The 12,991-nt window shown below is 66.3% G+C and carries 12 protein-coding genes; 7 read left to right on the forward strand and 5 right to left on the reverse strand.

Going from position 1 to position 12,991, the window contains the following annotated elements; all coding sequences use genetic code 11:
• Nucleotides 1-23: 23 nt before the first annotated feature.
• On the reverse strand, nt 24-1,322 hold the full coding sequence (locus CIHUM_RS07260) for an MFS transporter (RefSeq protein WP_051106356.1): 1,299 nt from the start codon (nt 1,320-1,322) through the stop codon (nt 24-26).
• A gap of 282 nt (nt 1,323-1,604) precedes the next feature.
• Between CIHUM_RS07260 and CIHUM_RS07265 the strand changes: the two genes are divergently transcribed.
• Nucleotides 1,605-2,657, forward strand: a complete 1,053-nt coding sequence (locus CIHUM_RS07265; protein ID WP_034998599.1) for a YbjN domain-containing protein — start codon at nt 1,605-1,607, stop codon at nt 2,655-2,657.
• On the opposite strand, the gene CIHUM_RS07270 is transcribed toward CIHUM_RS07265, so the two are convergent.
• Together CIHUM_RS07270 and CIHUM_RS07275 are read right to left on the reverse strand one after the other, a co-directional pair.
• On the reverse strand, nt 2,654-3,109 hold the full coding sequence (locus tag CIHUM_RS07270; RefSeq protein WP_034998598.1) for a hypothetical protein: 456 nt from the start codon (nt 3,107-3,109) through the stop codon (nt 2,654-2,656). The genes CIHUM_RS07265 and CIHUM_RS07270 overlap by 4 nt on opposite strands.
• A gap of 53 nt (nt 3,110-3,162) precedes the next feature.
• A complete protein-coding gene (locus CIHUM_RS07275; protein WP_034998590.1) occupies nt 3,163-3,903 on the reverse strand; it encodes a hypothetical protein in 741 nt (246 codons plus the stop codon).
• 246 nt (nt 3,904-4,149) lie between these two features.
• On the opposite strand from CIHUM_RS07275, the gene CIHUM_RS07280 reads away from it, so the two are divergent.
• From CIHUM_RS07280 to CIHUM_RS07305, 6 genes are read left to right on the forward strand one after another with little or no spacing between them, the layout of a single operon-like run.
• On the forward strand, nt 4,150-4,698 hold the full coding sequence (locus tag CIHUM_RS07280) for a TetR family transcriptional regulator (protein ID WP_034998588.1): 549 nt from the start codon (nt 4,150-4,152) through the stop codon (nt 4,696-4,698).
• Nucleotides 4,699-4,720: 22 nt separating this feature from the next.
• The gene (gene glgX / locus CIHUM_RS07285) at nt 4,721-6,889 is read left to right on the forward strand and encodes a glycogen debranching protein GlgX (RefSeq protein ID WP_273680171.1); all 2,169 of its coding nucleotides are present in this window, start codon (nt 4,721-4,723) and stop codon (nt 6,887-6,889) included.
• Complete coding sequence (locus CIHUM_RS07290; protein WP_034998584.1) at nt 6,889-8,283, forward strand: exonuclease domain-containing protein; 1,395 nt, start codon at nt 6,889-6,891, stop codon at nt 8,281-8,283. Before glgX ends, CIHUM_RS07290 begins: the two co-directional genes overlap by 1 nt.
• Before the next feature lie 54 nt (nt 8,284-8,337).
• Nucleotides 8,338-8,919 carry a hypothetical protein gene (locus CIHUM_RS07295; protein ID WP_063938781.1) on the forward strand — a complete coding sequence of 194 codons (582 nt, stop codon included), beginning with the start codon at nt 8,338-8,340 and terminating at the stop codon, nt 8,917-8,919.
• Between the two features lie 10 nt (nt 8,920-8,929).
• Complete coding sequence (gene treY, locus CIHUM_RS07300) at nt 8,930-11,305, forward strand: malto-oligosyltrehalose synthase (RefSeq protein ID WP_034998582.1); 2,376 nt, start codon at nt 8,930-8,932, stop codon at nt 11,303-11,305.
• Between the two features lie 14 nt (nt 11,306-11,319).
• Nucleotides 11,320-12,369, forward strand: a complete 1,050-nt coding sequence (locus tag CIHUM_RS07305; protein WP_392389860.1) for a GTP pyrophosphokinase — start codon at nt 11,320-11,322, stop codon at nt 12,367-12,369.
• Between the two features lies 1 nt (nt 12,370).
• On the opposite strand, the gene CIHUM_RS07310 is transcribed toward CIHUM_RS07305, so the two are convergent.
• Together CIHUM_RS07310 and CIHUM_RS07315 are read right to left on the reverse strand one after the other, a co-directional pair.
• Nucleotides 12,371-12,739: an RNA-binding S4 domain-containing protein gene (locus tag CIHUM_RS07310; RefSeq protein WP_034999225.1), complete on the reverse strand. Its 369-nt coding sequence runs from the start codon at nt 12,737-12,739 to the stop codon at nt 12,371-12,373.
• Nucleotides 12,740-12,755: 16 nt separating this feature from the next.
• A complete protein-coding gene (locus CIHUM_RS07315) occupies nt 12,756-12,989 on the reverse strand; it encodes a hypothetical protein (protein WP_034998578.1) in 234 nt (77 codons plus the stop codon).
• Nucleotides 12,990-12,991: the final 2 nt, after the last annotated feature.

Below are 12,991 nucleotides of genomic sequence, written 5' to 3' on the forward strand. Positions count from 1 at the left end.
GCGTAGTGTAGCCCCCACGCTGCCTACTGGCGCTTGCGCGGGTAGGGCCGCGGCACCTGCACCGACTTCAAGCGCGCGGACAGGTTGTTGACTTCCACCACGCGGTGGCGGCCCAGCTGGCGGTCCAGCAGCGTAATTGCCAGGCCGATGGTGATCACGGCAGACGCGATGCCGAACACCGGGGCAAACGCCATCTGCGCCACCAACATGCCGTAGAACGTGGAGCCCAAGCCGGTGCCGCCGTCGAAGCCGATGTTCCAGATCGCGGAGGCCTCCGAGGTCTTGTGGCGCGGCAGGCGGTAGAACAGCATCGTCAGCGCCTCGTTTTGCACTCCGCCGAAGCCGGCGCCGTAGAACAGCGCGGCGATGAGCATGGTCCACGCGGGCAGCTCCATGGACAGGATCATGGCCATCAGCGCCACACCGACAGCGGCGATGATCTGGCACGGGATGACGACGGAGCCCGGGTAGCCGCGGCGGTCCATAATGCGGCCGGCGACGTAGCGCGCGACCATCGCAGCAAAGTTGAGGACGGCAAGCATCACGCCCGCCAGCGCAGCGCCCGATACCGGGTCGAGCTCGCGCATGGACACCGGCAGGAAGTTCGTGATCGCGCCGTATGCGGTAGTGACAAACATCAAGGCGAGCGCCGGCACGAGCGCGAGGTGCCACATGGGCACGCGCACGCTTTGCTGCGTTTCAGCGTCCGGGTCCGCCGGTGGGATGGGCGGGATAGCCAGGCAGGCCACCAGCGAAACCGCGCCGATGGAGGCGGCGATCACGTACACCGCGTCGTAGCCGATTTTATCCACCAACGCCAGGCCGGACGGCAGCGCCACCATCTGCGCCAGGCCCACGACCATGCCGAAGATGCCGGTGGCGCTGCCCAGCAGGCGCAGCGGGACAAGCTCGGCGATGATGGCGGCTTCCGCCACGGACAGCGCACCGAAGCCGATGCCGCGGATCGCACTGACGGTCAACAGCGGCACGGCGTCCATGCCGAGCATGTAGCCGAACGCGGGGATGCCCAGCAGCAGCGAGGAGATGGCCAGCACCCAGCCGAAGCCGAACGTCTTCAGCGCCTTTGGGGTGAAAATTTGGGTGATCACGGTGGCGAACATGAACACGCCGGTGGAAAGCCCTGCCAGGGAGGCTGGCTGGCCAGCGTCGATCACGGCTGTGGGGACCACAGGCAGCAGCAACGCCCACGCCGCGAAGGCCGAGGCCACCGCAACGAGGACCGGGATCAGGCCCCGGGCGCGCCACACGTTGGTCAGCGATTCAACTTCCCCACGGGTCAGCGGCTGTTTGGACCATGCCATCTCACATCACCTCCATAAGCGCGAGGGCTGCGAAAAGCAGGGCCATGACAGCTAAAAGCGCAAGCACCGCGGTAAATGCACGGGGTGCTCCGCGTTGATAGCTGGACCAGACTCCGCCGACGAGAAGCCCCGCCACAAGGCTGAGCACCACCACCAAAATCGGATTCCCGACAGCGGACACCGCAAAGACCTCCTTCGCAACCAAGTCGATTCGGCCGTCATTGTAGACGCTGCGTAGGAATCCATGGATGCTGCCTTCACAGTGGGCGTTATGCTCGCTGTATGGGAAAGCACGCTGCACCGGCGGGCCCTCAGCGCCCCGGCGAGGTCACGCTCGAGCGCGTCGCTGCACTGCTGGAGGGCCTCGGCTTCGAACCGCTGGTGCGCCCGGACCGCGTGGTCATCGGTGCACACGCTTTCACCGTGGCCCTGTGGGTGGATTACTCGCGCCCAATGGCGCTGGTCATTGACACTGCGGAGCGCATCCCCACCGACTTCGAGCACGCGATGGCGCTCGCCCGCTTTATCAATACCTGGAACCACGACCGAGTTGGCCCGTGGGCGAGCTACCGTCTGATGGAGTCCGGGGATCTGTGCGCGCGCATGCGCCGCGGCGTGCACATCAAGCATGGGCTTAGCGACGATCAACTGGCCGCCGAATTGTTAGACACGCTCGAGCACGCGGCCGCGTTTTACCGGCGGTTGCGCGAACGATTCTTGGACGCGGGCCTGGACCAGCCCCTGCCGCCGCAGCTGATGCGCGCCCAGGACACCGAACTGCTGCTGGGCCGGCATCCCTTGCTGCGCCACTTGCCGCGCGGCGGGCGGCAGGAGGTGTCCACCGCACCGGAGCTCTACCGCGAAGTGGAAGGGCCCGCAGGTGAGATCGCGCCGGTGGGCGTGAGCGATCTCACCGACGCGTTGGAGCAGCTGGAATTCCGCTACGGGGTCGGCGAGGACGACGTGATCGCCACCGGTGTCAACAGCGTGCCGTTTGCGCTGACTATCGAAGGCAAACCGGGACCGCGCTACGCCCGGGTGACAGGCATGTGGGACACCGGCCGCGACGCCCTCGACGCGTTCTTGCCGCTGTGGCTGGTGTGCAACGACGTCAACGAGCGCACGTGCGCCACGGCCGCTTACCTGCACGAATTCGACGGCACCGCCCACATGCACGCCGAGTCCACCATGCTCGTGGCTGAGGGCGCCGCACCCGAGCAGGTCAGCGAATTTGTCATCTCTGCGATGGCGGCGTGCTTGGCGGCCATCGACCACGTCAGCCAGCAGACGGCTGGCCAGTCAGTGGTGGATTGGCCCGGCAGAGGCGCTAACTAGCGCTCTTGCCTGGTGTAGGCCAAAAGGTTGGCGGTCCAGTACACCAGCACCGCCGCGAACGGGCCCGCTGCCCAGGCGACACCTGGTCGCACGGGCGGCACCATGGTCAACGTGTCGCCGTCCGTAAGCGCCTCGGGCGCCGGCAGGGGGTGCATAAGTCCCACGAACCAGCCGCCGAAGATGTAGAGCGCCACGGCGGCTACCGCGCTGACGATTCCGGCCCAGATCAGCCAGGCCACGGAGCCACGGACTTTCCCGCGCTTCGCGGCAACCAGCGCCACCACCGCCACCACAACACCGGCCAGGGTGGTCAGCAGAGCGAACGAGCCGAAGCCTGCGAATTCGGCGTTGACGGGGCTTTCCGCCTGGTCCACGCGCAGCCCGCCGCCTTCAACCACGCCGATGTACGCGGGCCGCACGAGCGCCCACATCCCACCGCCGAGGATGCCCAAAACGCAACCGAGCGCCAGGAGCCCAGCTCCGGCGCTCAGTGTGGATCTACGGTTTAGTTGCACAGCTTCCAGCGGCCGTCTTCCTTCTGGAAGATCATGGTCGAGGTTTCCTCGCCGTGCTCGCTCTTCGCGGTCAGGCTCGCCGACGCGCGGTCGCCGTCGATACGCACGTCATCCAGGCTGACCTCCGTCTCCGGCAGCTCGATGCCCTGGCCCTGCTCCTCGGCGAGGCGGCTGGCCTCCTGGACCTGCTCCAGGCTCATGCCCTGGCGCTCAAGCTCCTCGAGCATCGGCTCGGTCACGGCCTTGCACGAGTTCTCCAGGATGGTCGGGGTCCAGTCCGCAAACGATCCCGGGTTGAGCACGGCGCGGGCGGTATCTTCCAACTCCCGGCGGTCGTCCTCGCTGCCTTCCTCACCGTTGGCCAACGGCTCATTGGTGTTTTCCGGCATGCCGTTTTCAAACGGGTTGACCAGTGTCGGCGGCTGCTCCTCGCCACCCTGTGCCTGGTTGGACTTCTGCTTGTCGTCCGACTTGTCTTCCTTTTTCTTTTCCTTCTCGGAAGTCTTCGAAGTCTTCTCGGACTTTGCAGACTTCTCGGTCTTTTCAGACTTCGCGGACTTCTCCGCAGAGGCTTCCGTGGAAGAGTTCGCGGCGGACGCCTCAGGCGCCTCGGCGGCGGTGGACAGACCGCCGGAGGTTCCTTCATCGTCGGACCCGCACGCGGTGAGCGGGAGTACGAGGGCGAGCGCCGCCGTCGTCACTGCCAAGCCCTTCTTCGTTTGCAACTTCACGGTATACCTGTACCTCTCGTTGTCGGACCCGCCCGGAAATTCGGTGCGGGCTGGCACCCGCGACTGTGTTTTTCTGTGTTTTTCGGCATCAGCACATGCAGTCGCGGTGAAGATCCATTCAGAAATAGTACCAACTACTCACTGTTGCACTCGTTGGACATCTATATAAGCATTCTGGAGGCTTTCTGTGAGGACGCGTAGAGCCTTTTCGGCCGCAGGTGACCTTTGTGCGTCTATGTTGGAGGAATGCTATTAACCCGTGAGCGCATCACCGAAGCGGCGTTGGCCATCCTCGCCGAGTACGGGCTCGCGGACGTGTCCATGCGCCGGGTAGCCACCTCACTTTCGGTCGCGCCCGGAGCGTTGTACTGGCACATCTCCAACAAGCAGGAACTCATCGCCACCATGGCGGAAGAGCTTGTGCAGGTGCTTATCAACGGCCCCCTGCCGGACCCCGCATGTCTGAGCCGAAAGCTGCGCGAAGCGCTGCTTGCCACCCGCGACGGCGCGGAGGTCGTCGTCGCGGCGGTGAGCCAGCCCGGCTCGCAGGTGCAAAAGGAGTTGGAAACCCGGTTCGCGGCGTCGGTTAGGGCGTGGCTGGGCGAAGCGGCGTCGGAAAGCAATGTGCGCATCGCCGCCAGAGGTTTGCTGCGACTGACCTTGGGCGACGCGGCGGTGCAGCAATCCGCCGCGCAGCTGGCGCAGGCCACTGGCGCGCCTGCGGAGTCGGACGGCGCAGGCGAGCACGCCGCGGCGGTGACCTTCCTGCTCGACGGCCTAAAGCGAAGTGTCTGAGGGGGCACTAAGCTGTGACCCCATGAGTGAGACCATCGTCTGGCCCGGTTCTTCTTACCCCCTGGGCTCCACCTTCGACGGCGCAGGCACGAACTTCGCACTGTTCTCCGGCGTCGCGGAGAAGGTGGAGCTTTGCCTTATCAACGACGACGGAGCGGAGACCCGCATCCCGCTGGAGGAAGTGGACAACCACGTCTGGCACGCCTACCTGCCCGGAGTGAGCCCGGGCCAGCGCTACGGCTACCGCGTGCACGGGCCGTGGGATCCGCACAACGGCAAACGCTGCGATCCGAGCAAGCTGCTGGTGGACCCGTACGCGCGCGCCTTCGACGGCGAATTCGACCAGCACTCCTCACTGTTTTCCTACGACATGCACGCCGACGAGCCGGGCACCGGCCGCAACGAGGAGGACTCGTTGGGCCACACGATGCTGTCCGTGGTGATCAACCCGTTCTTCGATTGGGGCGATGACCGTGCGCCGAAGATCCCGGAGGGCGAATCCGTCATCTACGAGTGCCACGTCAAGGGCATGACGCAGACCCACCCCGCCATCCCGGAGGACCTGCGCGGAACCTACGCCGGCATGTCGCACCCGGTGATGGTGGATTACCTCAAGGACCTGGGCGTCACCGCCATCGAGCTGTTGCCGGTGCACCAGTTTTTGCAGGACGACCGCCTGCGGGACCTAGGTCTGCGCAACTACTGGGGCTACAACACGTTCGGCTTTTTCGCCCCGGAGAACAACTACGCCTTTTCCACCGCGCCGGGTGACGCGGTGGCCGAGTTCAAGCAGATGGTGCGCACGTACCACGAGGCGGGCATCGAGGTCATCCTGGACGTGGTGTACAACCACACCGCCGAGGGCAACCACATGGGCCCAACCATCGCCTTCCGCGGGATCGATAACGAGGCGTACTACCGGCTGGTGGACGACGACAAGTTCCACTACATGGACTACACCGGCACCGGAAACTCGTTTAACGTGCGCTACCCGCACTCGCTGCAGCTGATCATGGATTCGCTGCGCTACTGGGTCACGGACATGCACGTGGACGGTTTCCGCTTCGACCTCGCTTCCACCCTGGCCCGCGAGTTTTCCGACGTGGACCGCCTGGCCACCTTCTTCGACCTGGTGCAGCAGGACCCTGTGGTCAGCCAGGTCAAGCTCATCGCCGAGCCGTGGGACGTGGGCGAAGGCGGCTACCAGGTGGGCAATTTCCCTGCGCTCTGGAGCGAGTGGAACGGCAAGTACCGCGACACCATGCGCGACTTCTGGCGCGGCGAGGACTCCACCCTCGGCGAGTTCGCCTCGCGGCTGACCGGTTCGTCGGACCTGTACCAGCACAACGGCCGGCGCCCCACCGCGTCTATTAACTTCATCACCGCCCATGACGGATTCACCCTCAACGACCTGGTCAGCTACAACGACAAGCACAACGAGGCCAACGGCGAGGACAACCGCGACGGCGAGAGCCACAACCGCTCCTGGAACTGCGGTACGGAGGGCGAGACGGACGACCCGGAGGTGCTGGACCTGCGGGCGCGGCAGCGCCGCAACTTCCTGACCACCCTGCTGCTGTCCCAGGGCACCCCGATGCTCGCCCACGGCGACGAAATCGCGCGCACCCAGGGCGGCAACAACAACGTCTACTGCCAGGACAACGAGATCGCCTGGATGGACTGGTCCAGGCTCGAAGAAGCGTCGGACCTGCACGACTTCACCCGTCGGCTGATTGAGCTGCGCCGCGACCACCCGGTGTTCCGCCGCCGCCGCTTTCTCGCCGGCGGCGCGTTGGGCGACGAGGAGCACGGCCGTGAGATCGCGTGGCTGACACCCGAGTGCACGCTGATGACGCAGGACGATTGGAATACCCCGTTCGGGCGTGCTCTGATGGTGTTCTTGGACGGCGAAGCTATCGCCGAGCCGGACGCGCGCGGACAGCGCGTGGTGGACGATTCCTTCCTGTTGATGTTCAACGCCCACTACGAAGACATCGACTTCACGGTGCCGGACGCCGAATTCGGCGACGAGTGGGAGGTAGTCGTGGACACCACCGAGGCGCTCGGCGTGCGCGAAGACGCCGAGCCGGTCCAGCCCGGCGCGGCTGTGACCGTGGGCCAGCGTTCCACCGTGGTGCTGCGCCGCACCCAACCACCTGCAGGCGAAGGAAATTCGGAGGCCAGCCAGTAATGATCACCGCGCACGGCGCAACGTTGACCGTGACCAACGAGGCACTGACCCTCACTCCCACCGCACTCGCGGCATCGTTGCGCGGCGGCAGCAACTCCCGCGAGGTGGCCATCGCCGACATCGCAGGCACCACCTCCGTGCCGGGCGACGCGTGGACCCGTCCGCGTGTGGACATCGACACTGCCGGCGACGGCACTGTGGCTGTCTGGTTCGCCCCCGGCGACGAGGAGGGCCCCGCCGAGCTTTGCAAGCTTCTCGACGACGCAAAGCACGGCCACGCTCCTGCCACCGGCACCGTGGCCGGCGGCGCCGGCATCCCTGGCTTTTCCTTCGTCGGCTTCGACGTGGAGACCGCGAACCGTCGCTGGGGCTCGATTTGCCAGATCGGCCTGGTAAAGATCGTTGACGGCGAGGAGGTGGACCGCGCCTCGTGGCTGTGCAAGCCGCCGGCGTCTCTCGCGCAGTTCGAGGAGGGCAACGTGGCCATCCACGGCATCACCGAGCAGGACGTCGCCGACGCGCCGGATGTGTGCGACTGCATCCCGAAGATGGCCGAGTTCGTCGGCGATCTGCCTCTGGTGGCGCACAACGCCCAGTTCGACGCCTCCGCGCTGCGCGACGCCTGCCAGGCATCCGACGTCGAGGTGCCCCAGATGCTGTTCGCCTGCACCCTCGCCCAGGCGCGTGCCACCAAGCTGGACGTGGCCAACCACCGCCTGCCCACCCTGGCGGAGCACTTCGGCATCACGCTGGACAACCACCACGACGCCTGCGAGGACGCCGCGGCCTGCGCGGGCGTGATGGTGGGCCTGGCGCGCCAGGCCGGTCACACCGGCAGCCTGATGAGCTTCGTGCACGACTCCGGTTTCACGCTCGGCTCCATCGACGCCGCCCGCGTGACCCCGGTGCTGCGCGACCGCTCCGGCGCGGGCCGCGCGATGCAGGCGGAAAAGGCGGCCCAGGGCGGAGTGGCTGCCGCGGTTGCGGCATCGGCGGCACCGCAGGGCTCGAATCAAGCGGGCCCTGCCAAGCGGGCGCAGCACAATAAAGGTCCCCAGCGCCCTTGGCAGTCCGTGGCCACCCCGGACACCGTGCCGGAGCCGGACCCCGAGGCGGACCCGAACGCGCCACTGTACGGCGAACACGTCACGCTGACCGGCGAGTTTGAGCCGCACGACAAGGGTGAGCTGTGGCAAAAGATCGCCGAGCAGGGCGCGCAGGTGGGCAAGAACGTGACAAAGAAGACCACCGTGCTGGTGGTGGGCGAATGGGCCACGATGACCTCGAAGGAAAAACGCGCTCGCGAGCTGAAGGACAAAGGCCAGGACATCCAGATCTGGCAGGCCGACCAGCTGCTTGAGGCGCTGGGGCTAAACGAGCAGCCGCCGTTTTAGAAAAATCTTCGGCCTCTAGGGAACCGGGGCGGGTGCGGCTGCGTCTAATTAGCCATGCAGCTTCTCCAACACGCACCTGTTCCCGCCACGGCGATCACGTTGCGGCTTGCGCACGTGGACGGCGCGGCAACTCGCGCGCGCATCGCCGCCGGTTTTAGCACCTCCACCGCTTTTATCAGCCTCTCGCCTGGCTTGATGTGCGTCTTCGACTCGCCTGACTCCACCGGCCTTACCCACCAAGAGGTCGGCGCCGCGGGTGTGAGCGCCCATCAGCTGTGGAACGTCTCAGCAGAACAGCTGATATCCCGCGCGCAGCGCGACGACGGCGTGGAGTTCTTAGTACGTTGCCCCAGCGTCGCGCTGGACTGCGACGAGTTGCCGCGAGGCTTCGAGGTGGACGGACACGACTCCCCCGCCGCCTGGTGGCTTTCCCACCCACGCCCCTTTACCTTGCTGCACCGCCACTTCGAGGCCGTTCTGCGGCCGGAGACCGGGCTGGTCTACGCCACCCGCGACTGGCGCGAGCTATTCGTTTTCGACGCGGACGCCGACGAGGTGGCGCAGCACTTGCCCGGCGCGAATGTGCTGGCCTATTCCGTGGGGTTTCCCCTGCTGCGCCACGCAAAATCCAGCTAGGGTGTGGGGCGTGAAGCGCCCCATCACCTCCACGTACCGCCTGCAACTGCGCGGCCCGCATGCGGACCCTCACGGCCGCGAGTTCGGCTTCGCCCAGGCCGCCGAGCTTGTGCCCTATCTGTCCGATCTCGGGGTCTCGCACCTCTACCTCTCCCCGATCTTCGCCGCCGCGCCGGAGTCCAACCACAACTACGACGTGATCGACCCGACCGTGGTCAACCCGGAACTCGGCGGCATTGACGGGCTGCGCAGGCTTGCCCGTGTGGCGCACGACGCCGGGTTGGGGCTGGTGGTGGATATCGTGCCTAACCACCTCGGCGTGGAAGTGCCGCGGCGCAACCGGTGGTGGTGGGACGTACTCAAGCACGGGCAGGATTCGAACTACGCGCACTTCTTCGACATCGACTGGGCCGAGGACAACGGCGCGGGCGGCAAAATCGCGCTGCCGGTCCTTGGCGCACCCGGCGACACGGACGCGCTGAAGCTCGAACACCTCGATGGCGAGGACGTGCTTACCTACTACGACCACGTCTTCCCGCTCGCCCCCGGCAGCTACGCGGGACTCGACGACGACCCGGCCGCCGTGCACGAGCGCCAGCACTACCGGCTGACGTACTGGCGCGACGGCATCATCTCCTACCGCCGCTTCTTCTCCATCAACGGCCTCGCCGGCGTGCGTCAGGAGGACGAAGACGTCTTCAACGCCACCCACTCCTGCCTGCGGGAACTTGTTGGCGAGGGGCTTATCGATGGCGTCCGCGTCGACCACCCCGACGGCCTGACCGACCCGTTCGGCTACCTCACCCGGCTGCGCGAGCTGATCGGACAGGACGCCTGGCTGATCGTGGAGAAGATCCTCGCGGCGGACGAGCCGCTGGACCCGCACTTGGACATCCACGGCACCACCGGCTACGACGCGCTGCGCGAATTCGACGGCGTGTTTGTCAACACCGACGCCGCCACCGCGCTGGGTGCGGTGGCGTTGCGCTTCAGCGGCACCACTTGGGACGCGCACGCTGTGGAAAAGGCCGAGTGGATGCTCAAAGCGCGCGTTGCGGAAGACGAGCTCGCTGCGGAGATCCGCAGGCTCGCCCGCGCGGTGCGCCACGACAGCCTCTCTTCCGCAGGCTCCCAGGTCAGCGACACGGCGCTCACCGAGGTGCTTGTGGAACTGGTTGCCGGCATGCCCGTCTACCGCGCTGACTACCGTTCGCTATCGAGAGTGACCGCGACGCTGATTGCGGACTTGGCCCAGAGCCCAATCGGGTTTGACGCGGCGGCGCTCGACCTTGTTGCGGCTGCCTTGGCCGCGCACGGCGAGGCGGCCCACCGCTTCGCCCAGGTCTGCGGAGCGGTGATGGCCAAAGGGGTGGAGGACACCCTGTTCTACCGCGCGTGCCGTCTGGTAGCACTGCAGGAAGTCGGCAGCGCACCCGGGCGATTCGGCGTCAGCCAGGCTGAATTCCACCTCCTGCAGGACGAGCGCAGCAGGTTATGGCCGCGCACCATGACAACGCTGACCACGCACGACACGAAACGCAGCGAAGACACCCGCGCCCGCATGATCGAGATCTCTGAGGTGCCAGGCGAATTCAGCCAGCTCGTCGACGACGTGTTCGCGCTCACCCCGCCGCCTGACACCGCCACTGGCCTGTTTCTGTTGCACAACGTGCTGGGCGCGTGGCCGCGTGACGGCCGCGCGGACGAAGCATTCACCCAGCGCCTGCAGTCGTACGCGGTCAAAGCTGTGCGTGAGGCGGACACGCTGACGAGCTGGTACGACAACGACCATGACTACGAGGCACAAGTGACCGAGTGGATTGCGCACCTCACGCATGGCCCCGCTACGCGCCTCGTCGCGGACTTCGCCCGCGACCTCGACCGCGGCGGCGTGGCTGTCTCCCTCGGCCGCAAACTGCTACAGCTGGTCGGCCCAGGCATCCCCGACACCTACCAGGGCACCGAGTTTTTGGACTTCTCGCTGGTGGACCCGGACAACCGCCGCTTCGTCGACTATCAGGCGCTTTGTGCTGGTGAGGGGGCTCCGGAGGACGTCGATAAGCAACGCGTTGTGCGCGCCGCCCTCACCTTGCGCCGCGAGCGCCCACAGCTCTTCCTCGACGGCGGTTACCGCGCGATCTTCGCCGCAGGCCCCGCGCGCGAGCACGTAGTGAGCATGGCTCGCACACTTCACGACGAACCGCAGGTCATCGCCGTAGCAACCCGCACGCCACTCAGCTTGGAGCGCGCCGGAGGCTGGCGCGGCACCACCCTCACCCTTCCCGAAGGCACCTGGACCGACCAGCTCACCGGGCAGAAATATTCCGGCACTGTGGAAATGTCGCAGCTGTGCGCCGAACTACCTGCGGCGCTGTTGTCCATGTAAGCTATCCCGCCGTTATGAGCACAGCAAAGCATCCCGCGAAGCCGGCGAAACCCAGGAACAAGGCGATGGACGACACCATCGCCCGCCTCGGGTCAACCTACTTTGCCTGGATGCGCGAACACGACGACATCGCGACGGCGTTTCGGCACGCGCTGCACGAACTCATGCGCGACGCCGGCGTCAACTTCGACCGCGTGGACGCGCGCGTGAAGTCCTGGACCTCGCTGAAGGAAAAGGCCCGCAAGACGCGCGACGACGGCGAGATGGTCTACCCCGACCCGTGGCACGACATCAAAGACATCATCGGCGCGCGCATCACGGTGCTGCACTCCACCGAGATCCCGGCAGTCCAGCGCCTCCTCGCGGACCAGTTCGAGGTTTTGCGCAGCGTGGACAAGGCCGAAGAAACGCGCGTGGCCGGCGGCTTCGGTTACGGCTCGCACCACATGATCGTGCGGGTGCAGGAGCAATCCGAAGGCCTGGAAGAGTACGTCGGGCAGGTCTTTGAGGTGCAGATCCGCACCGTGCTGCAGCACGCCTGGGCCGAGTTCGAGCACGACATTCGGTACAAGCGCGCCACCGAGAACCTGGACCCACAGGTGGACCGGGCGTTCACCCTGGCGGCCGGCCTGATAGAGCTTGCGGACCAGCAGTTCGACCAGATCGCGTCGCTGGCAAACCCGGAGGACCCGGCAGACAAGGTCAACACCGATGTGGACGCGGAAATCTCCCCGGAGACCCTGCCGGGCATCCTTACCGTACTGCTGGGCAACCAGTTCCCGCTGTCGCGCGCGGGCGACTACCGCTTCTGCACGGAGCTTTTGCGCGCCCACGGCATGGAGCACGTCTCCGAGGTTGCGGAGCTGACCAACCCAGCGGACATCGAGGCGATCTCGAACTCGCTGTCCTACCCCTTCGTGCCGGGCCAAGTGCGCATCGTGGACGATTTGCTGCTCAACCGCTACGGCACCGAGCACATCGAGCGCACCTGGGACGCCGGCAACCGACCGCAGGTACGGCGTAAGCGGCTGACTAACCGTTTGCGGCTTTTGCGCGGCGAGTAGTTCAGTTGCGCCGGCCCATCAGCCGGTCGATCTCGCGTCGCTGTTTCTTCGTCGGCCTGCCTGTGCCGCGGTCGCGCACCGGCGGTGCTGCGAATAGCTCGCGCGGCGGGAGCGGCGGCGAGTGGTCGACGTAGCACGACCGGGCAACCGGTGCGCCGACGCGCTTGCTCACGGTCGCCGCCACCTCGAGGATGTATTCGTGGTGGTCCTTCCACACGCGCACCGTCTCGCCGGGGACGACCTGCTGGGCGGGTTTGACGGCCTTGCCGTCGATTTTCACGTGCCCGGCGCGCACCGCGTCCGCGGCTTGGCTGCGGGTTTTGAATATGCGCACGGCCCACAGCCAGGCGTCGATGCGCACCGCTGCCATGGTTGGCTGGGTCAAGCTAGTACTGGTCCTTGTGGTTGACGATTCGCTGGACCTTGTTCCAGTTGGTAAACCCGCCTGCAACAGCAACGACCAGGCCGAGGAACAAGATGGTCCAGGAACCGAAAATCAGGCCGAAGGCGATGCCTCCGGCAACGCCGCCGCCGGCCCACAGGACGGCGTTGCGGGAGTACTGGCGCACGGCGGCCTTGCGCTGTGCGATCGGGTCATTGGGGCGCGGCTGCATGGTCATGA

Origin of the sequence: Corynebacterium ihumii (genome assembly GCF_028609825.1) — a bacterium.
GTDB classification, from domain to species: Bacteria; Actinomycetota; Actinomycetes; order Mycobacteriales; family Mycobacteriaceae; genus Corynebacterium; species Corynebacterium afermentans.